This is a genomic window from Erythrobacter sp. JB3-1, from assembly GCF_057364995.1.
On the sequence record NZ_CP200289.1, the window covers coordinates 932,378 to 951,091 of the forward strand.

Annotated in this window: 21 protein-coding genes; 10 read left to right on the forward strand and 11 right to left on the reverse strand. The window is 59.7% G+C overall.

Features of this window, described 5'->3' with window-relative positions; all coding sequences use genetic code 11:
- Positions 1-9: 9 nt before the first annotated feature.
- The 3 genes from AC0V6M_RS04310 to AC0V6M_RS04320 all read left to right on the forward strand — a co-directional run bounded on the left by AC0V6M_RS04310 (position 10) and on the right by AC0V6M_RS04320 (position 3,920).
- Positions 10-1,446 carry a glutamate synthase subunit beta gene (locus AC0V6M_RS04310; protein WP_486137627.1) on the forward strand — a complete coding sequence of 479 codons (1,437 nt, stop codon included), beginning with the start codon at positions 10-12 and terminating at the stop codon, positions 1,444-1,446.
- A gap of 562 nt (positions 1,447-2,008) precedes the next feature.
- Positions 2,009-3,109, forward strand: coding sequence for a carbohydrate porin (locus tag AC0V6M_RS04315; protein ID WP_486137628.1), 1,101 nt, complete (start codon positions 2,009-2,011; stop codon positions 3,107-3,109).
- On the forward strand, positions 3,096-3,920 hold the full coding sequence (locus AC0V6M_RS04320; protein WP_486137629.1) for a hypothetical protein: 825 nt from the start codon (positions 3,096-3,098) through the stop codon (positions 3,918-3,920). The genes AC0V6M_RS04315 and AC0V6M_RS04320 overlap by 14 nt, the downstream gene beginning before the upstream one ends.
- On the opposite strand, the gene AC0V6M_RS04325 is transcribed toward AC0V6M_RS04320, so the two are convergent.
- From AC0V6M_RS04325 to ung, 3 genes are all read right to left on the reverse strand, one after another.
- Positions 3,917-4,054 carry a TraR/DksA family transcriptional regulator gene (locus AC0V6M_RS04325; RefSeq protein ID WP_486139564.1) on the reverse strand — a complete coding sequence of 46 codons (138 nt, stop codon included), beginning with the start codon at positions 4,052-4,054 and terminating at the stop codon, positions 3,917-3,919. The two genes, AC0V6M_RS04320 and AC0V6M_RS04325, sit on opposite strands and share 4 nt — an antisense overlap.
- Positions 4,030-4,230, reverse strand: a complete 201-nt coding sequence (locus AC0V6M_RS04330; RefSeq protein WP_486137630.1) for a hypothetical protein — start codon at positions 4,228-4,230, stop codon at positions 4,030-4,032. The genes AC0V6M_RS04325 and AC0V6M_RS04330 overlap by 25 nt, the downstream gene beginning before the upstream one ends.
- Before the next feature lie 188 nt (positions 4,231-4,418).
- Entirely contained in the window at positions 4,419-5,105 is a 687-nt protein-coding gene (gene ung / locus AC0V6M_RS04335) for a uracil-DNA glycosylase (RefSeq protein WP_486137631.1), read from the reverse strand.
- 82 nt (positions 5,106-5,187) lie between these two features.
- Here ung and AC0V6M_RS04340 point away from each other — a divergent pair, with 82 nt between their 5' ends.
- The 3 genes from AC0V6M_RS04340 to AC0V6M_RS04350 are packed head-to-tail and all read left to right on the forward strand — an operon-like array spanning position 5,188 to position 7,058.
- Positions 5,188-5,805, forward strand: a complete 618-nt coding sequence (locus AC0V6M_RS04340) for a ribonuclease D (protein WP_486137632.1) — start codon at positions 5,188-5,190, stop codon at positions 5,803-5,805.
- A 24-nt stretch (positions 5,806-5,829) separates the two neighbouring features.
- A complete protein-coding gene (gene lptC, locus AC0V6M_RS04345) occupies positions 5,830-6,495 on the forward strand; it encodes an LPS export ABC transporter periplasmic protein LptC (RefSeq protein ID WP_486137633.1) in 666 nt (221 codons plus the stop codon).
- Positions 6,492-7,058, forward strand: coding sequence for an LptA/OstA family protein (locus AC0V6M_RS04350; RefSeq protein WP_486137634.1), 567 nt, complete (start codon positions 6,492-6,494; stop codon positions 7,056-7,058). Before lptC ends, AC0V6M_RS04350 begins: the two co-directional genes overlap by 4 nt.
- A 7-nt stretch (positions 7,059-7,065) precedes the next feature.
- Here the strand turns inward: AC0V6M_RS04350 and AC0V6M_RS04355 are convergent, their stop codons facing one another.
- The 5 genes from AC0V6M_RS04355 to AC0V6M_RS04375 form a co-directional block, all read right to left on the reverse strand.
- Positions 7,066-8,469, reverse strand: coding sequence for a sugar transferase (locus tag AC0V6M_RS04355; RefSeq protein WP_486137635.1), 1,404 nt, complete (start codon positions 8,467-8,469; stop codon positions 7,066-7,068).
- A gap of 107 nt (positions 8,470-8,576) precedes the next feature.
- Positions 8,577-9,617, reverse strand: coding sequence for a DNA polymerase III subunit delta (gene holA, locus AC0V6M_RS04360; RefSeq protein ID WP_486137636.1), 1,041 nt, complete (start codon positions 9,615-9,617; stop codon positions 8,577-8,579).
- Positions 9,614-10,147, reverse strand: a complete 534-nt coding sequence (gene lptE / locus AC0V6M_RS04365) for an LPS assembly lipoprotein LptE (protein ID WP_486137637.1) — start codon at positions 10,145-10,147, stop codon at positions 9,614-9,616. Before lptE ends, holA begins: the two co-directional genes overlap by 4 nt.
- A complete protein-coding gene (leuS, locus tag AC0V6M_RS04370) occupies positions 10,147-12,693 on the reverse strand; it encodes a leucine--tRNA ligase (RefSeq protein ID WP_486137638.1) in 2,547 nt (848 codons plus the stop codon). The genes lptE and leuS overlap by 1 nt, the downstream gene beginning before the upstream one ends.
- A gap of 24 nt (positions 12,694-12,717) precedes the next feature.
- Positions 12,718-13,194 carry a DUF3576 domain-containing protein gene (locus tag AC0V6M_RS04375; protein ID WP_486137639.1) on the reverse strand — a complete coding sequence of 159 codons (477 nt, stop codon included), beginning with the start codon at positions 13,192-13,194 and terminating at the stop codon, positions 12,718-12,720.
- Between the two features lie 352 nt (positions 13,195-13,546).
- On the opposite strand from AC0V6M_RS04375, the gene AC0V6M_RS04380 reads away from it, so the two are divergent.
- Together AC0V6M_RS04380 and phbB are read left to right on the forward strand one after the other, a co-directional pair.
- Positions 13,547-14,314, forward strand: coding sequence for a hypothetical protein (locus tag AC0V6M_RS04380; RefSeq protein ID WP_486137640.1), 768 nt, complete (start codon positions 13,547-13,549; stop codon positions 14,312-14,314).
- A 131-nt stretch (positions 14,315-14,445) separates the two neighbouring features.
- A complete protein-coding gene (gene phbB / locus AC0V6M_RS04385; protein ID WP_486137641.1) occupies positions 14,446-15,168 on the forward strand; it encodes an acetoacetyl-CoA reductase in 723 nt (240 codons plus the stop codon).
- Positions 15,169-15,175: 7 nt separating this feature from the next.
- On the opposite strand, the gene AC0V6M_RS04390 is transcribed toward phbB, so the two are convergent.
- Both AC0V6M_RS04390 and AC0V6M_RS04395 read right to left on the reverse strand, forming a co-directional pair.
- Entirely contained in the window at positions 15,176-15,907 is a 732-nt protein-coding gene (locus AC0V6M_RS04390) for a DUF4019 domain-containing protein (RefSeq protein WP_486137642.1), read from the reverse strand.
- A 77-nt stretch (positions 15,908-15,984) separates the two neighbouring features.
- On the reverse strand, positions 15,985-16,590 hold the full coding sequence (locus AC0V6M_RS04395) for a DNA-3-methyladenine glycosylase I (protein WP_486137643.1): 606 nt from the start codon (positions 16,588-16,590) through the stop codon (positions 15,985-15,987).
- Between the two features lie 98 nt (positions 16,591-16,688).
- Between AC0V6M_RS04395 and AC0V6M_RS04400 the strand changes: the two genes are divergently transcribed.
- On the forward strand, positions 16,689-16,922 hold the full coding sequence (locus tag AC0V6M_RS04400; RefSeq protein ID WP_486137644.1) for a ribbon-helix-helix domain-containing protein: 234 nt from the start codon (positions 16,689-16,691) through the stop codon (positions 16,920-16,922).
- 1 nt (position 16,923) lies between these two features.
- Positions 16,924-17,340, forward strand: a complete 417-nt coding sequence (locus AC0V6M_RS04405) for a GNAT family acetyltransferase (protein WP_486137645.1) — start codon at positions 16,924-16,926, stop codon at positions 17,338-17,340.
- A 13-nt stretch (positions 17,341-17,353) separates the two neighbouring features.
- Here the strand turns inward: AC0V6M_RS04405 and murA are convergent, their stop codons facing one another.
- Positions 17,354-18,634, reverse strand: a complete 1,281-nt coding sequence (gene murA / locus AC0V6M_RS04410; protein WP_486137646.1) for a UDP-N-acetylglucosamine 1-carboxyvinyltransferase — start codon at positions 18,632-18,634, stop codon at positions 17,354-17,356.
- Between the last annotated feature and the right edge of the window lie 80 nt (positions 18,635-18,714).

Consider the following 18,714-nt stretch of genomic DNA (forward strand, 5'->3'; position numbering starts at 1 on the left):
GTAGACACCATGGGCAAAGACACCGGATTTCTCGAAATCGAGCGGCGCGAGCGCGACTATCTCGACCCCAAGGAACGGCTGAACAATTACCGCGAGTTTGTGGTTCAGCCCGATGATGCGACGCTGTCAAATCAGGCGGCACGCTGCATGGATTGCGGCATCCCCTATTGTCACAACGGCTGCCCCGTAAACAACATGATCCCGGACTGGAATCACTTGGTTTACGAGGATGATTGGAAGAACGCGCTTTCCGTCCTGCACTCGACCAACAATTTCCCGGAGTTTACCGGCCGCATCTGCCCCGCCCCATGCGAGGCGAGCTGCACGCTCAATATCGTCGACCAGCCCGTGACGATCAAATCGATCGAATGCGCGATTGTCGATCGCGGATGGAAAGAGGGCTGGATCGAGCCGCAAGTCCCCGCCCAAAAGACCGGCAAGCGCGTTGCTGTGGTTGGATCAGGCCCCGCAGGCATGGCCTGCGCCCAGCAATTGGCGCGCGCTGGCCACACCGTCACCGTGTTTGAGAAAAGCGACCGGGTCGGCGGATTGCTGCGTTACGGCATTCCTGACTTCAAGATGGAAAAGCAGCCGATCAACCGCCGCTGCGTCCAGATGGAGGCCGAAGGGGTTGAGTTCAAAACCAGCAAAGAGGTTGGCGTTGATGTCTCGTTCCAGAGCCTCAATGAAAATTACGATGCGATTGTCCTATCCGGCGGCAGCGAAGACGCCCGCGCGCTCTCCATTCCCGGTGCGGAAATGGACGGTGTGCGCCTGGCGATGGAATTCCTGACCCAGCAAAACAAGCGCAATGCTGGCGACGACGAACTGCGCGCCGCCCCTCGCGGCAGCCTGCTCGCGACCGGCAAGGACGTGGTCGTGATCGGCGGCGGTGACACCGGCTCTGACTGCGTTGGCACCTCCAACCGGCAGGGCGCGAAGAGCGTGACCCAGCTAGAGATCATGCCCAAGCCGCCAGAGAAGGAAGACAAAGCCCTGACCTGGCCCGATTGGCCGCTTAAGCTGCGCACCTCCTCCAGCCATGAAGAAGGAGCAAACCGCGATTGGGCGGTGCTGACCAAGCGCGTGGTTGGCGACGGCGAGAAAGTCACCGGCATTGAATGCGCGCGGGTCGAATGGGTTGATGGCCGGATGCGCGAGATCGTCGGCAGCGAGTTCACAATCCCCGCTGATTTGATCCTGCTGGCGATGGGCTTTGTCGGTCCGAAGAAAACCGGCCTGCTCGACCAAGCAGCAGTCGAACTGACAACGCGCGGCAATGTCGCAGCGAACGAAGACGATTACGCTACCAGCGTGGAGAAGGTCTATGCCTGCGGCGATATGCGGCGCGGCCAGAGCTTGGTCGTCTGGGCAATCCGCGAAGGCCGCCAATGTGCACGCAGCGTCGATGAAGCTCTGATGGGTACGAGCTCGCTGCCGCGTTAAGAAAACGCGTAAAGCAGGCTCAGAATCTCCAAGCCACCCGCAGTTTTGCTTGGCTAGGCGCGCAAGTAGGATCAGGCATTACTGCTGATCTGCCAGTGAAGTCTTGATGCCGCCAACAATTTGGCAAGTCATAGGCCTTATTGTTACGCAACTCCAAGTCGAAGCCAAGCGCTTGACCTGCCTGTTTTTGTGGGGCACCCAACCACAATAGGATGGGAGAGAAGCGATTGGCGGTGCGGTGGCACGGCGGATTGCACAGAAACACTATGCGGGTCGCACCGAAAAGTTCGCACAAGCCTCACTTGGCGCGCCTGGCCGCTATTACTGCGGCAATCAGCGCAGGCATGCTCGCCGCCGCGCAACCAGTCGCCGCTGGAACCACGCTTCAGGATGAATTTGACGCCGTGTTCTCTGGCTCAGTGACGGGAGCGCCAGCCGCTCATTCGGCGCACGACAATTCAAGCGTCGATGTCGGGACCGCTCCCACGGGCGGATCGCAAAGCAGCGCCCCAGCACCCGCGCCTCTCCCTGTGCTCGTACCGGTCGCCGCCCCCAAGCTCCGGTGCCCTCCAAGCCGGTTGAGACCAAGCTTTCGATCTCACAATTCGTCGATGTTCCGGTTGCTGGCGACGCGTCTGGCACGTTTCGTTACAGCGGCCGAGCCGATGCCTATATCGACGTTCAGGGCAGCACACTCGGCCTCGATGACAGTTGGACATTCACGCTGCGCCCTGAGTTCACCTGGGGCAAGGACTCCAATGGCGTAATCGGCCTGATCCCGAACAATACGGCCCTGTTTCGCGGCGAGGGAGCGGGCGATTTTGACCTCTCGGCCAGTGTCTCCAAACGCTGGAAATCGGGCACCAAGCTGACCGTGGGCAAGGTCAATGTGCTCGACCTAGGCGGTAAGCTGCCTGTGGTTGGCAGCAATGGGCACCACGGCTTTCAAAACCTCAGCGTCGCTCTGCCGCCGTCCGCGATCATCGCCAATACGCTCACCGGCGCGCTGCTGGAGGTGCCGACCGACAATGCGCTTTACCGCCTGTGGGTGTTCGACCCGGATTCGCAGTTTGAGCGGACCGGATTTGAAACCGCCTTTGGCAGCGGCGTCGGATTTCTCGGATCGGTTACGGTGCCAGTAAAGATTGGCGGCAAGCCGGGCTATTACGCGCTCAAACTGTCCGGCTCGACCCGTAACGATATCAATGCACGCTCTCTACCAGCCGCATTGATCCCGGCGCCGGGATCAAGCTTTGGCAATACGCGCGGAGAGTTTGCGGCCGTGTTTGCGGGCTATCAATTCCTGGATGTCTATCCCGAGGCACCGGGCAAAGGCTGGGGCATTTTCGGCCAGGTGTATGGCTCGCTCGGCGATCCGACTTTTCTTGATTACAGCGGCTTTATCGGTGTTTCCGGCAATCCGCGCGGCCGCCCGCAGGACCGATTTGGCGCGGCGGTGTTCCAATATTCTCTGACCGACGAGCTGGTGAGCGTGCTCGCCACTCGGCTAGGCCTGGAAGACGAGCGCGGCGTGGAGCTGTTCTACACAGTGGGCGTCGCCGACAAATTCGAAGTCACCGCCAACGCTCAGATTATAGACAGCGCGGTCGCAGCGCGCGATACAGGCGTGCTGTTGGGGATGAGGCTGAATGCAACCTTCTAAATTGCGGCGCTTGAAACAGCGTCAGATTTTCGTGCTCAGTGCACTGACGCTTGGCCTGTCCGCCTGTGCCAATGGCGGCTCAGTGACGGGCGATACTCCGGTACAGGCGAGCGCCATATCCGCCGCGCAGGAAACTTCGCCCTCCTCGCCGCCAGCCGCAAAACCAGCCAAGCCCGATCCCAATTCCAAGTTCATTGGGCGATATAATGGCGGCTCTTTCGAGACCGCGATGGGCATGGAAATCGCCGCTGATGGGACGTTCGGATGGGGCCTGTCTGTTGGCGCGCTCGACATGCGGGCGCGCGGCACTTGGGATCAGGAAGGCGAATTTGTCATCCTCACTTCCACACCCAAGCCTGTGCCGCCTGAATTCAGCTGGCTCGGTTCCGAAACATATCCCGGCGCACCCATGGTAAAGGTGGTCTGGGCGAGCAATTCAAAACCCTTCCAATATGCCACTGTGATGTTGGATTGCGAGGATGGCACGCGCTTGGTTGATCAAGTCCCAGCAGAAGGCTGGTCGCCCCCACTAGGCGAATGCCCAAAACCCGTCTCATTGAAGCTGGAAGAGAGCATTTACGATGTGCAATCCGCGACGCATCGCGTGGAAGATCTGGGCTGGGAACCGGGCAGCACGATAACCTTTGCGTTTGAACGCAATGATCTGGGCGTGGCGGATTTCACCGGCATGGTCGGCGTTTTAGAGGGCAATGTCCTCAAATTCGCGCCAAGCCCCAGTTCAGACCCGCGCTTGGGCCAATTGGAGCTGCGTAAAGTGACGCCTCGCCCGGAGTCGGCGCAGGCTGACTAATCCCCGCCGCCCGCGCATTTGACGCAGGTCGAAACGCTGGGATCGTGGCGCAGGCGCGCCTTGGCGATGTCCTCGCCGCAGGTGGCGCAATATCCCCACTCATTCGCGTCTAAGCGCTGAAGCGCGGAGGCAATACGCGTGCGCTCGCCTGCGCCATCGCCTGCTGCTGCATCGCATCCATCCGGCTTAGCCGGCCAACGCTGTCCTGCTGCAAAGTCACTGGCTCACGGCTTTCGGTGCTGATGCGGTCTTCCTCTGCGAGCTCTTCCTGCCGTTTGAGCAGAGCGGTGCGGGCCTCATCCTGGGTCATGATCAGACTTTCCTACAGCACGCGGTTTGAGGCAAGTTTAGGGCATGATTTACTCCGCTGCGCCGCGCCGCAATTCCAACATTTCAAAAGTCACACTTTGCCGCGCCCGAATGGCAGTAGGGCGCTGTAATTGCGTGAGTTTCCACCAAAAGTCACAGATTCGAAAATCGCATCTGTGTTCCACGCCGCTACAGCGCCCAATCAATCGGTGTGAGGCCGTGGCTCTCAAGGAAGGCGTTGATTTGACTGAAGGGTTTGGAGTCAAAGAAGCCGCGATAGGCCGACAAGGGGCTGGGATGCGGGCTGGTGAGCACCAGGTGATGCGGGCCGCCGCCAAGGGCCTTCACCCGGCCCGCCTTCTTCGCCGCGTGACTGCCCCACAGCACGAACACGCACGGACTAGCGCGCTCCGCCACCGCCGCGACGCACGCATCGGTGATCGCATCCCAGCCGCGCCCCGCATGGCTACCCGCTTGCGCGGCCTCAACCGTCAGCGTGTTGTTGAGCAGCAGCACGCCCTGCTTGGCCCAAGGAGTGAGATTACCGGTGGCGGGCGGCGGAATGCCCAGATCGCTCTCCAGCTCCTTGAAGATGTTGGCAAGCGAGGGGGGCGGCTTCACCCCGTCTTTAACCGAAAACGACAGGCCATGCGCCTGACCCGGTCCGTGATAGGGATCCTGACCCAGCACGACCACGCGCACATCCTCCAGCGGGGTCATGGCGAGCGCGGCGAGGCGCTCCCCGCGCGGAGGGTAGATCACCTTGCCCGCGTCCTCTTGCGCACGCAGCCATCCGCCAAGCTTACGTGCCTCGGCGCTGGCCAGCACCGGCTCCAGCGCGGCGCGCCAGCTTTCGGGGATAGGATCACTGCTCATCTGTCAAAAGCTACACTGCCAGCGCATCCCAGCGCCATGTCCCCTTCCCCTCTTTCCCCAATGCTTCTAGGAGACTGAGCCTATGACAGTCCATTTCCATGAAGAAGACCTGCCCGCAGGCGTGCTCGCCGATGGCCCCGTGGCCGTTGATACTGAAACCATGGGCCTGATCACCCACCGTGATCGGCTGTGTGTGGTGCAGATCAGCGATGGCAAAGGGGATGAGCATTTGGTGCGCTTTGGCCCGGACAGCGACTATGCCGCGCCAAATCTAAAGGCGGTGCTGGCGGACCCTGCACGGATAAAGCTCTATCACTATGCGCGCTTCGATCTGGCTGCGATCCATTACTACCTCGGCGTGATGGCCGCGCCGGTGTTCTGCACCAAGATCGCCAGCAAGCTGGTGCGGACCTACACCGACCGGCATGGCTTGAAGAACCTTGCGCATGAGCTGCTCGGCGCAGAAATCTCCAAACAGCAGCAATCGAGCGATTGGGGCGGACCGGAGCTGAGCGAGGCTCAGCGCGAATACGCCGCCTCTGACGTGCGCTATCTCCACGCCATGCGCGAGGAGCTGATCAAGCGGCTCGAGCGCGAAGGGCGGACCGAGATTGCTCAGGCATGCTTCGACTTCCTGCCGACCCGCGCGCTGCTCGACATGGCCGGCTGGTCAGAGCACGACATCTTCAGCCACATGTAAGGCGAAGCTGGGCAAAGCACTCTTATGGTCACCAAACGGCGCATCGAAACAAACAAAGCAAAGGCGCTTCGCGGCAAGCGCCAGGACTTTGCTGCGCCTGGCGGATCGCATGACAAGCTCGTCGGGTTCCTCGCGCGCGCTTTGCCGATGGGCGTTGGCATTATGGCGGCGCTCATGATCATCACACCGCTCAGCCCACGCGGCGAAATCTCGTTCCTGCTCGACCGCAACAAAGTGGCGATGATCAACGAGCGGCTGAGCGTCGATAACGCCATGTACCGCGGCCGCGATGAACGCGGCCGGCCATTCTCGATCCAAGCGGGCGAGGCCGTGCAGCGGTCTAGCGCAGAAGGCATCGTGCGGATGGACGATCTGATCGCGCAGCCGCTGCTGCCAGAAGGGCCTGCCCGGATCAGCGCTCCCGGAGGGGCCTATGACATTGACGAAGAGGTCGTCGACGTCGACGGCGCAGTGCGCCTGCGCGCCGCCGATGGCTACACCATGACCGCGCGCGGGGTCTCCGTTGATCTTGAAGAACGCGCCATGCGCGGCGATGACGGGGTCGAAGGCGCCGTGCCTGCCGGCACGTTCAGCGCAAATACGCTGAGAGCGGACCTATCGGCGCGCACCATCACGCTGGAAGGCAATGCCAAACTGTCCATGATACCGGGCGAATTGAGGATACCATGACGCACACCGCACCCCCTTCGCTGACCCGCACTGCTGCTCGCTGGGCGCTCGCCGGATTGGTCGGCACCGCTGCCTTTATGGGTGCGATCCAGGTTGGCGCTCAGGGTATTGCTGCGCACAACAGCCGCGCTCCGGTCGACTTCGACGCAGGCCGGATTGAGCTTCAGGACCGGGAAAACCGCGTTGCGCTGTCAGGCAATGTGATCGTGCGTCAGGCTGGCCTCACCGTGCAATCGAGCCGCATGCTGGTGAACTACAGTGACAGCGGATCGCTCGATATCCAGCGCATCACCGCAACCGGCGGCGTTACCGTGTCGCGCGGGAATGAGCGGGCGAGCGGCGACGTTGCGATCTATGACTTTGGCCGCCGGATCATTACCATGTCGGGCAATGTTCGCCTTGCACGCGGGGGCGATAGGCTGAACGGCGGGCGCTTGGTGATCGACCTTAGAACCGGGCTATCCAGTGTTGATGGCCGGGCCTCAGGCGGCCCAGCCGGCACAACCGAAGGCGCGGACGGACGGGTCACAGGCAGCTTCTCCGTCCCGCAAGACGGCGAGTAAACAGCGCTCAAAAGGCGCGGTCGTGGCGCAGCACTGATAAGGTGCGCAAAGTGATCTCCACATCGCGGCGCAAGGTCCAGCCCGCGATATACTCAAGGTCGGATTGAAGGCGGTCGATGAGGTCGGATTCCTGCTCAGTCGCCCCGCGGTATCCGCGAACTTGCGCCAATCCGGTCAGCCCGGGTTTGAGCGAATGGCGCCGCCAATATTGGCCATCAACCTCCCAAAACAGCTTATCGCCCGCCTGGCTGCCAAGCGCGTGTGGACGAGGCCCCACAATCGACATCTCTCCGCGCAGAACGTTCCAGAGCTGCGGCAGCTCATCAATGCTGCTTGAGCGGATGAAGCGGCCAATGCGAGTGACACGGTCATCATCGCGCGCGGTTGACCGCTCACCGCTCTCGTCTCCGCTTTCGACGCGCATGCTGCGAAATTTGAGCATGTTGAAGAACGCATTGCCGCGCCCAACCCGCCGCTGAGCAAACAGCACAGGCCCGCCATCCTCCAGCTTGATGAGCAGCGCAAAAACAGCGAGCATTGGAGACAAAACAATCAGACCTGCCAATGCCAAAGCAATGTCGTAACACCGCTTCGTTGCCCGCGCGCGCAGACCAAGCGGGCCAATTGACACAACTAGGGAGGTAACGTCCCACCCACCATATCGCTGCACGCCGATTGCCCCCAAACGTTGGGCAGGCTCGCTCACAATCTCGCCGAACACCCCGACTGATTTGAGCAGGAACGCCCATTGCTGGCGCCGTAGGGGAGAACTGGAAATAATCACATTGTCCTGGTTGCGCAGCAATTGCCCAATCTTATCGCGCATGTGCGGATCGTGACTGCCGGGATCGAGACCCATTTTACGCGCATCGATCACGGTCGCATCGCGCAGTGAGAAAGCCGGCCCGCCATCATCAATGACGAGATAGTTGCGGATCTTCCCGCCCCAGAACCGGGCGATAAAGGCTACCAATCCGCGCCGCGCCAGCGCCATCAGGGTAAAGGACAGGATCAACCCCAGCGACATGGCCACCCGCGAAAACTCCGCATTGGCTTTGGCAAAAAAGGCGAGAAAGTTGAGCAGGCCCACCGAGATCACCAGAGCGACCGCCAACTTTCTGACCGCATACCCCCAATCGGTCAGCGCCCTTGCGCAATAGCTCGTGTTGTAGAGCGCTACCGTGAAATAGATCGGCAGTAGCGTCGCCGCCGCCAGCACCGCGCGCGGCTCCCACCACACATTTTCATAAGCAAACGCGGCGAATACAAAACCGAAATGCAATAAAATCAGATCGATGAGCAGCATCGCAATATAGGCGCGAAGTCGCCGACGCTCTAATGAAGGCGCCGATTGCTGCTGTGTCTTTTGCGACTGTGCACTAGCGACAATCGATCCAGGCAGCTTATTCATGATCCCATCAGCAACATTTCTACGACCCCGGTATTACTACCTAGGCAGAGCCTAATGCAACTGATCCCGCAATGCGAATTGTATTGAGAATTGTTTAGCCCCAAGAGCTAACGCTTGGCAGCAAATCTGGCAATTTCAGCCAGTCCTTGGGCCAGCAGCATCTCCGCCGCTTGGCTGTTCGACAGCAGCGACCTGTGCATCTCGATCAGGCGCGGGATCAGCCGGTCCAGCTTGCGCGCATGCCATTTTGTGAGTTGCTGACGAATGTCGCGCTCCTCTCGCCAAAATATGCCGAGCTGCGCCTTTTCGCCCTTGCCCAGATTGTCGAGTGAGCCGCGCGGACCGAGCTTCGCGGTGATCTGAGCCAATTGCGCCGCGCGCCGTTCTATCGCCAACAGCAAACCGACCGGGTTCAGGCCTAGCTCTCGCATCCGGCGGATTTCGCGGTCAATCCGGGGCAGCTCGCCGCCCATCACCGCATTCACAAGCGGTTGGAACCCGTCTTCCTCGGTCGCCGCGCCAATCTCGCCATAGTCCTCGATCGAGGCAGTCTTCGGCTCGAGCGGATCAGCACCGCAATAAAGCGCAAGCTTGGTCACTTCTGATTGCGCCAGCCTCACATCCAGGCCTGCGGCGCGCGCAATGCGCTCAGCCAAATCGCCGCCCAATCGCAGGCCGGCCGCATCGGCCATCGCCCGCACAGAGACCGCCACAGAAGACAGGTCCGGCGGCCAGAACATCGCCACCATGCCGTCTTTGCGTTTCTCGATCAGCTTGGCTGTGCGCGCTTTGTCCGTTGCGGAGGTGGCGACGATCAGCACCGGAGCCGCCTCGCCCGCGCCCGCATCATTCGTCTCGATCAGAGCTTTGACCGCGTCATGGGCTTCATCGCCATTGGCGCGGACAAACAAATGGCGCTTATCGCCGAACAAGGAGCCAGAGCGGGCCTCGTCCCCCAGCATCGCCGGGTCTCGTTTGAGGTCGCCGCCGGATATTTCGATTCGCTCGCCCGCGTCGGGCAGGCCTTCGATAATCTTGGTGGCTGCGGCAGAGGCCCCTGCCTCGTCGGGTCCGCAGAAAAAGAAGATGGAGCAATTGGCCGCGCCGCTGGGGAGGCCGCGTGCAAAGTCCCGCTGGGTTGCCTTCATTGGCCCGCTGGCGCGCTGTCCGCCGCGCTGGCTTGCGTGCGCAAAGTGAGGGCGATTTGGGTCACCATCCGGTCCGCCACCTCTTTGGAGAGATTTTCAAGCGCGGTCTGCTCTGCGGCAATGGTCGCATATTCGGAGCTGACCACATCAATACCCGCATCGGCTCCGGCGGTTGCGTCGAGCAGGATTTCGCCGCTGGCGATGTCGATCAATTGATAACGCGCGCGCAGGATCCGGCGCTCCCGGCTGATCGTGTCATCATTGAGCACGCCCAGAGCTTCCAGCGCATCATCGAGACGCACATCAAGACGGTAACGCGGGGCGACAGCGCCTGAGACTTGCAAGCGATCTTCAAGCTCTCCGCGCAGCAGCCATCCGCCGCGTCCGGGTATGGTCGGGATCTGGACGGCGGCCAATCCATTGGTCACCCCGGCATTGGTGCCATCGCTCGAATAGAGCGGTTGCAGACCGCAGGACGCCAGCATTGGCGAGAGCGCGAAACACGCGAGCAAGGCAAGCGCGCGGCGCATCACGTAACGATGTTCACCAGTCTATCAGGCACCACGATCACCTTGCGTATCTCCGCTCCATCGAGTGAACGCTGGACCTTCTCGCTCGCGAGCGCAAGCGCTTCGAGGTCTTCTTTCGCAGCCCCTTTGGGCGCGGTCAGCGTATCGCGCAGCTTGCCCTTGTGCTGGACCGCGATGGTCACTTCATCCTCGACCAGCATAGCCGGGTCATGTGCAGGCCAAGCAGCGTCGGCGATCAGGCCGCTTTCATTCTGCCTCGACCAGATCTCTTCAGCCAGATGCGGCATCATGGGGCTGACAAGATGCAGAATGGTGCGGACCGCGAAATTGCGACTTTCACTCGGGGCCGCCTTTTCCGCCGCTCCGGTAAGCTCGTAAATGCGCGCCACCGCTTTGTTAAAGCTCAGCGCTTCAATGTCTTCAGCGACTGCAACAATGGCCTGATGAGCCTTGCGAGCGAGCGCTTTGTCCTCACCTGAAGCGGCCGGATCGAGGCTTTCGAACAAGCGCCAAAGCCGCTGAACGAACCGACCGCAGCCTTCAATGCCTGCCTCGGACCATGGCAAATCGCGCTCTGGCGGGCTGTCGGACAGCATGAACCAGCGCACGGCGTCCGCGCCGTAATCATCGATAATGCCATCTGGATCTACGACGTTTTTCTTCGACTTGGACATTTTGACGACGCGGCCAACTTCTACTGGTCTTCCACCTTCTTTGTCGACGAAGATCCCATCGCGTTTTTCGACTTCGTCCGGGCTCAGCCAAGGTTTGATTGTTTGTTGGACTTCCCCGCCTACAACAACCTCAACTGGAAGCTGATACGTCTCATGCGTCACCATGCCCTGAGTGAAGAGCGCAGCGAACGGCTCCGCCACATCGATTTTGCCGATATGCTTGAGCGCGCGGGTCCAGAACCGGGCATAGAGCAAGTGCAGGATCGCATGCTCGATCCCGCCGATATAATGCTCCACCGGCATCCATTTGGCGACTTCTTCCGCGTCGAAGGGCGCATCCACAGGCTGGCTGGCAAAGCGCAGGAAATACCACGAGGAATTGGTGAAAGTGTCGAGCGTATCGGTCTCACGCCGAGCATCGCCGCCGCATTTGGGACAAGCCGTTTTGCTCCAAGTCGGATGGCGCTCTAGCGGATTGCCCGGTGTCTCAAAATCGACATCCTCAGGAAGAGTAACCGGCAGCTGATCTTTCGGCACGGGCACAACGCCGCAAGTCTCGCAGTGGATAAAGGGGATCGGTGTGCCCCAATATCTTTGGCGAGAGACGCCCCAATCGCGCAGCCGCCAGACAGTGGTTCCCTCGCCCCAGCCGTCTGCTTCTGCGCGCTTATTCACCTCCGCCTTCGCATCTTCGACGCTCATGCCATTGAGGAAATCCGAATTGACGATAACGCCGTCACCGGTGGCCGCTTCGCCCTCCAATGGCGCGTCCGCTTCGCTCACATCGCTGGCGACAACGCGCGCGATTGGCAGATCATATTTGGTCGCGAATTCAAAGTCACGCTGGTCATGGCCCGGCACGCCCATCACCGCGCCAGTACCGTAATCCATCAGCACGAAGTTGGCGATAAACACCGGCAGAGGCTCGCCCGTAAAGGGATGCTTTGCCGTCACGCCGGTATCAAAGCCGAGCTTCTCAGCGGTCTCCAGCTCCGCCGCGGTCGTCCCGCCGCGCTTGCATTCCTCGATAAAGCTCGCTGCTGCCGGATCGCTCGCGCCGACTTGCTGCGCCAGTGGATGGTCGGCTGCGACGGCGCAGAAACTCGCGCCGAAAATCGTGTCCGGACGGGTCGAATAGACCGGCAGCTTATCGCCGTTTGAAAGCTCAAATGAAAACTCAAGACCCGTGGATTTGCCGATCCAGTTTTCCTGCATCAGGCGGACCTTTTCGGGCCAATCTTTGAGCTCAGCCAGCCCATCGAGCAGTTCGCCGGCAAAATCTGTGATCTTCAAAAACCACTGATCGAGCTTGCGCTTTTCAACCTCGGCGCCGCTGCGCCAGCCCTTGCCATCAATCACCTGCTCGTTTGCGAGCACGGTCATGTCGACTGGATCCCAGTTCACCTCGCTGCTGCGGCGGTAAACCAGCCCGGCCTCATACATATCGATGAACAGCGATTGTTCGTGACCGTAATATTCCGGATCACAGGTCGCAAACTCTCGCGTCCAATCGAGCGCAAAGCCAATGCGCTGCAATTGCGCCTTCATCGCCTCGATATTTGCCCGCGTCCAGCTGCCAGGATGGACCTTCTTTTCCATCGCCGCGTTTTCAGCCGGCATGCCGAATGCGTCCCACCCCATCGGGTGGAGCACTTCGTGTCCGCGCATTTTCTTATAGCGCGCCAGCACGTCGCCCATCGTGTAATTGCGCACATGCCCCATGTGGATGCGGCCAGAGGGATAGGGGAACATCTCAAGGATGAAGCTCTTGGGCTTGGACGAAGAGCTGTCAGCGGTAAAAGTGCCCGCCTCGCTCCACGCACGTTGCCAGCGCCCGTCGGCACTGGACGGATCAAAACGCGTATCAGTCATGAAACCCCGCTAGGGAAATTTGGCTTAGCTGGCTACAGCTTTGCGGCGCAGATCGCGCGCTTTCGTCAGGATAATGTCTTCCAGCTTCTGAACGGTCGCGGCCTGCACCGGCGCATCGACCCATCCGCCGCCCTGAGCGACCTGACGGCTGGCGGCCACGCGAAGCGCGTCGGCCCGCAAGTCCTGATCGAGAATGGTCACGGTTACTTTCACGCGCTCATTCGGATTGCTTGGGTTCGCATACCAATCGGTAACGATCACGCCGCCCGCGCTGTCCGCTTGAAGCAGCGGTGCAAAGCTGACGGTTTCTAGCGATGCACGCCAGAGATAAGAATTGACGCCAATCGTGTTGACCTGAGAGGCGGCCATATCCGCTTTGGGACGTTCATTGCCCCCACATGCAGCAAGCGAAGCCGCTCCCAATCCAGCAAGCAGAACGCGGAACGAACGAGAAAGCGTAGTTTGAGCGCGGGTCACAGCAATAAATTCCTTTTGCATCATTAAGTGCCTCTATAGCCTCGCGTAGCAGCGCGGCAAGCGGTCACACGGCCATTCGGGGCCAATTATCCGCGTATTCTAGCGCTGCATGCGCCTTTATGGCGGCTGAACTGCGGCATCAGAGGGAAAAACATTCTGCAAATCCAATTGTGTGCACAATGCAACAGATTCGCGAGAGTCTTGCCAAAAACGTTAGGGTTAGGCGGGATTCAGCCTCCGGAGGATTGCCTAGTGGCGACTCATGGTTCTAATATTCCGAATGCTGCATAAAAGCGGCGAGTCGTTTTGGGGCAAACTCAGCCAATATTCAGGCAGGGGATGCTTTGATCAAGACGATAGTGATCAAAGGATTTGAATGAACGCCATGTCAGGCAAGGCTAACCAGATTGGAAGTAAGGCGCAGCGCAAGCTGCCGCTGGTACTTGCCGCTGGTGCGCTGGCCCTCGGCGTTCCTTCGACAGGCCTCGCCTTGGTAAGCCTGACAGAGAGCGTGCCTGGGCTAGAGGGCTCAGCTCTCGACATTTTCACACCTGCATCGGTAGATCCAGAACTTGCGGCGATGTTCGCAAGCGAGATTGGCGGTGACGGCATGCGCTTCACTCCGGCTGGCGCCGCAAACGCTGGCAATGGTGACCGCACGGTGACCGTCGCTGTTCGAGTGGACAGCGATATTGCTGAAGCAATCTCAGTGCGCTCTGCAATTGACGCAGCGCCCGGCGTTAGCGGCGGCATCGCAGCCGTTCAGCCAACGCGTTACAATCTCGGCATTGCGCGCGGCTATGATAGTTTTGCGCGCCCTGTGGCGCTGCCTGATACGGTCCGCAATCTGTCGATGCCTGACCTTGCAACGTTTGAGCCTGCTGGCCCGACCGCCAAGGACAAGCCAAGCCGTCTACAGCCGCGCATTGAACTTGAAAGCGACAAAGCCGCTGGCAGCTCGCCCAATACTCTGGGCGCGCTTGAGCGACAGACTATCGATGTAGGCGGCGCTTACCGGATTTCGCGCAACCTCAATGTGACTGCCGGTGTGCGGCTGTCGCAGGAGCGCGACCGTTTGGACCCGCTTACCAATGCCGATCAGGACAATCAGGCCGTTTACGTCGGAACTCAGTTTAAGTTCTGACCCACCTCCTGCTCACTCGAGTAAGAGAAATTCGTATGCAAGACCTCGCTTTCGCGGGGTTTTTTGTTGCCTGACGTTACGGCAAGTCTATCCCTGAAAAGGATAAAACGACTCAGAGGGATGACAGGCATATGAGCAAAGTAGCAATCGTCACTGGGGGCACGCGCGGCATTGGAGAAGCCATTTGCCAGCGGCTTAAGCGCCAAGGCCATACTGTCATCGCCAATTACGGGGGCAATGATGAAAGCGCCCGGGCCTTTACCGAGGCCACCGGTATCCCTTCCATGAAATGGGACGTAGGCGATCACGAAGCCTGCCTCGAAGGCTGCGCCAAAGTGACTGAAGAACATGGGGCGGTCGATATCGTCGTCAACAATGCCGGCATCACGCGCGATGGCACTTTGCACAAGATGAGCTTTGAAGACTGGAACGACGTTATGCGCGTCAATCTGGGCGGCTGCTTCAATATGGCGAAGGCGACATTCCCTGGCATGCGTGAACGCAACTGGGGCCGGATCGTCAATATTGGTTCAATCAACGGGCAGGCCGGCCAATATGGCCAGGTCAACTATGCCGCGGCCAAGTCCGGCATTCACGGTTTCACCAAAGCGCTGGCACAGGAGGGTGCCAAGTTCGGCGTAACCGTCAATGCTATCGCGCCCGGCTATATCGACACCGATATGGTCGCCGCCGTGCCGGAACCGGTGCTGGAAAAGATCGTCGCCAAGATCCCCGTGGGCCGTCTGGGTCAAGCAGAAGAGATCGCGCGCGGCGTGACCTTCTTCACCTCGGAAAACGGCGCATTCACCACCGGCTCCACCATGAGCATCAACGGCGGCCAGCATATGTATTGAGGTCGGTCTACTCGATAACGTAGCCTACCACTTTGAATACCCCATTTTCGCGCTCCATAGTTACGTCCTCGATCGCCGCTTCACAATTTTCGAACGCCGTCAGAAAGCGCACCCTGATATAGCCTCGCGGGGGCGCGTTCAGGTGATCGACTGCGATGGCTTCCCTCTTAATCACTACGCCGAGTGGGACCCTCGCCTGCTCGGACGCACTTTGCCATCGCTCCAACGTATTGAGCTCTTTAAAACTCGTCCCTGCAGCCTCAAAACTGTTTTCCCACTCGCCCGTATCAACCAATGCGAGCCAATCACTCGCAATCTGCACGTGAGCTTCGTCTCGGCTCGCGAGTTCGGCCGTTAGGCCTTTGTCAGCAGCATCTTCCTGGAAGGCGTCACCAGAAGCTGACACCGAAAGAATGCCCGCAAGTGCAATAGAAAACATCATAATTCCTCCAATCCAAATGGCCTGCCTCCAGACCGGCCGCGGGATAGAAGGATCGTCGCGAGGAACGTGCGGATAGGCATCCCCTATTTCTTTGTATGCAACATTTTCGTCGGGTCGCCCCTCACACTCGTAGAGCAATCGCGCAACTTCACGGCTACTGGTGACACCAAGTTTACGCCGCGCGGCGCGAAGACGCTCGTTGATCGTATGCACCGAAAGGTCGAGCGCGCGAGCAGCCGATTTCGCATCATGCCCGCGAAAGATCAGTCGAAGGGTGTCCTTTTCCTTGCCAGTCAAAGTGTCGAGTCCACTATTCATGACCGTAATCTAGCCGCACTACCAAAGGCGGCCACCCCGAATTTCTTGTATGGTGTCTAGGGCAAAATAAAATCTCGCCGTGCTGCTTCAACTTTGTCGCGCACCGCGCAGCCAGGGGCATGGTCATTCACCAGACCCATTGCTTGCATGAAGGCATAGGCTGTGGTCGGGCCAACAAACTTCCATCCGCGCTTCTTTAGATCTTTGGAAAGCGCCGCGGACGCCTCTGTGAAGCCTGGCATGTTCTTGCCATCCCACAGGCGATCGCACGGCTCATATTGCCAGAAATAGGCCGCCAGAGAGCCTTCGCCCTTGACCAATTCGAGCGCGCGCCGGGCGTTGCTAATCGTCGCCTCGATCTTGCCGCGATGACGGATAATGCCTGCATCTTGAAGCAAGCGCTCGGCATCATCTTCGTCAAAATCAGCCACTTTGTGAAAATCGAAATCATGAAAGGCAGCGCGAAAGTTCTCGCGTTTCTCCAGAATCGTGCGCCAGCTTAGCCCTGATTGGAAACCCTCCAGACAGATCTTCTCAAACAGGCGGCGATCATCGCCAACCGGATAGCCCCACTCGCTGTCGTGGTACTGCTCGTATTGCGGTGTCGCACTCGACCATCCGCAGCGTGCAACCCCATCTTCGCCTGTGACGATCTCGACCATTCCACCCTCCAAACTACGGAACGAGAGCACCAGATCGCCCAGCACACGTCAATCGCCAATGGGCAACACGCAGTCGGTGCGCTATCGCTGACCGCGCTATGGCGGACACACCCTATCACCCTCCGGTCAAACGTTCGGTCGAGATCGCCGGGCACAAGACCTCGATCAGCCTGGAGCCGGTGTTCTGGGACATGCTACGCCGCGCAGCCGAGGCAGAAGGTGTCCCAATCAATGCGCTGGTCGGGCGGATCGATGAAGAGCGAATCAAGGCTGAGACGCCGCCAGGCCTCGCCGGAGCGATCCGCATTTGGTTGGTGAGTGGGAGCCGATAGGATGATCAAAGTCGTCACCTATGGCGAAGAGCATTTCAGCGGTGTGGATCAACTATGGCGCACTGTCTTTCCCAGCGTTCCGCCTCGCAATCAAGCCAGCTCTGCCATTCCCAAAAAGCTCGCCTTAGGCGATGAACTGTTCTGGGTCGCTGAAGATGAATTAGGCTCGGTCGTCGGCTCTATCATGGCCGGATGGGACGGGCACCGAGGCTGGCTATACGCGGTTGCTGTCGACCCAAATTGCCAACGCCAAGGGGTTGGCCTTAAGCTGGTCAATCATGCTCTGGCAGAGCTAAGCAAGCGCGGCTGCAACAAGGTGAACCTACAGATCCGCGCCGGAAACGAACCGGTTGCGGCATTCTATCGGCACCTTGGATTTTCGGTCGAAGAACGCATGAGCATGGGCCGGGAACTCTAGCTCTTTGCCAATATCAGTCGTCCACCCGCTCAATATCCGCGCCGACCAGCTGAAGTTTTTCCTCTAGCCGCTCATAGCCGCGATCAAGGTGATAGATCCGGCGCACTGTCGTCTCGCCTTCCGCTGCGAGCGCCGCGATAATCAGGCTCATAGATGCGCGCAGGTCGGTTGCCATCACCTCGGCGCCGGTCAGCTCCGAGGGGCCTTTTACAATCGCCGTCCGGCCCTCGGTCGCAATATCTGCGCTCATCCGGGACAGCTCTGGCACGTGCATGAAACGGTTTTCGAAGATCGTTTCCTTCAGCACGCTGGTGCCATGCGCCTTGCACAGCAGGCTCATCAATTGCGCCTGCATATCTGTGGCGAGGCCGGGATAGGGCGCGGTGGTGAGGTCAGTTGCTTTCAGCGGGCCGTCGGCGCGCACCGTCATACCGCGCGCGTCTTCATCGATCTCGACCCCGATATTGCGCAGCGCATTATTGGTCGCTGTCATCTCGCTGGCATTGGCACCTTCCAGCCGCACTTCGCCGCCCGTGATCGCCGCCGCGCAGGCATAGGAGCCTGCTTCGATCCGGTCTGCCATCACTTTATAGGTGGCGCCGTTAAGGCGTTTGACGCCGTGAATGGTCAGATCGGATGTGCCGATGCCTTCGATCTCTGCACCCATCGCGGTGAGCAGATTGCACAGGTCGACAATCTCTGGTTCACGCGCTGCGTTGAACAGGCGGCTCGTGCCATTGGCTAGCACCGCTGCCATCAATGCGTTTTCTGTCGCCCCGACAGAAACCACTGGGAAATCAAAGTCCCCGCCCGGCAATCCGCCATCAGGGGCGATCGCTTTGACATAGCCTTGCGCGAGCTCAATTTCTGCGCCGAATGCTTCAAGCGCCTTGAGATGCAGGTCAATCGGGCGATTGCCGATTGCGCAGCCGCCCGGCATCGAAACGGTCGCCTCGCCCGCGCGCGCCAGCATCGGCCCGAGCACCAGGATCGAGGCGCGCATTTTACGGACCAGATCATAAGGCGCGACATTAGAAGTCAGGCGCTGAGCCTCAAAGGTGACGACCCGGCCAAAATCCTCAGGACGCTTGCCCTGAATACTCACCGAGACGCCGAATTGCCCCATCAAATGCTGGAACCCGTCAATATCGGCAAGCCGCGGCAAATTGCGCAAGGTCATCGGCTCTTCGGTCAACAAGGCGCACGGTATCAGCGTGAGCGCCGCGTTCTTCGCGCCAGAGATTGGAAGAGTTCCTGAAAGGCGATTGCCGCCCCGAATAAGCAATTTGTCCATCGCCATGCCTTAGCCAAAAACACGTGGCGCGCAAACGGCATCTCCGCCCGCTATACACGCGCCAGTTGACGCGGCTCGCA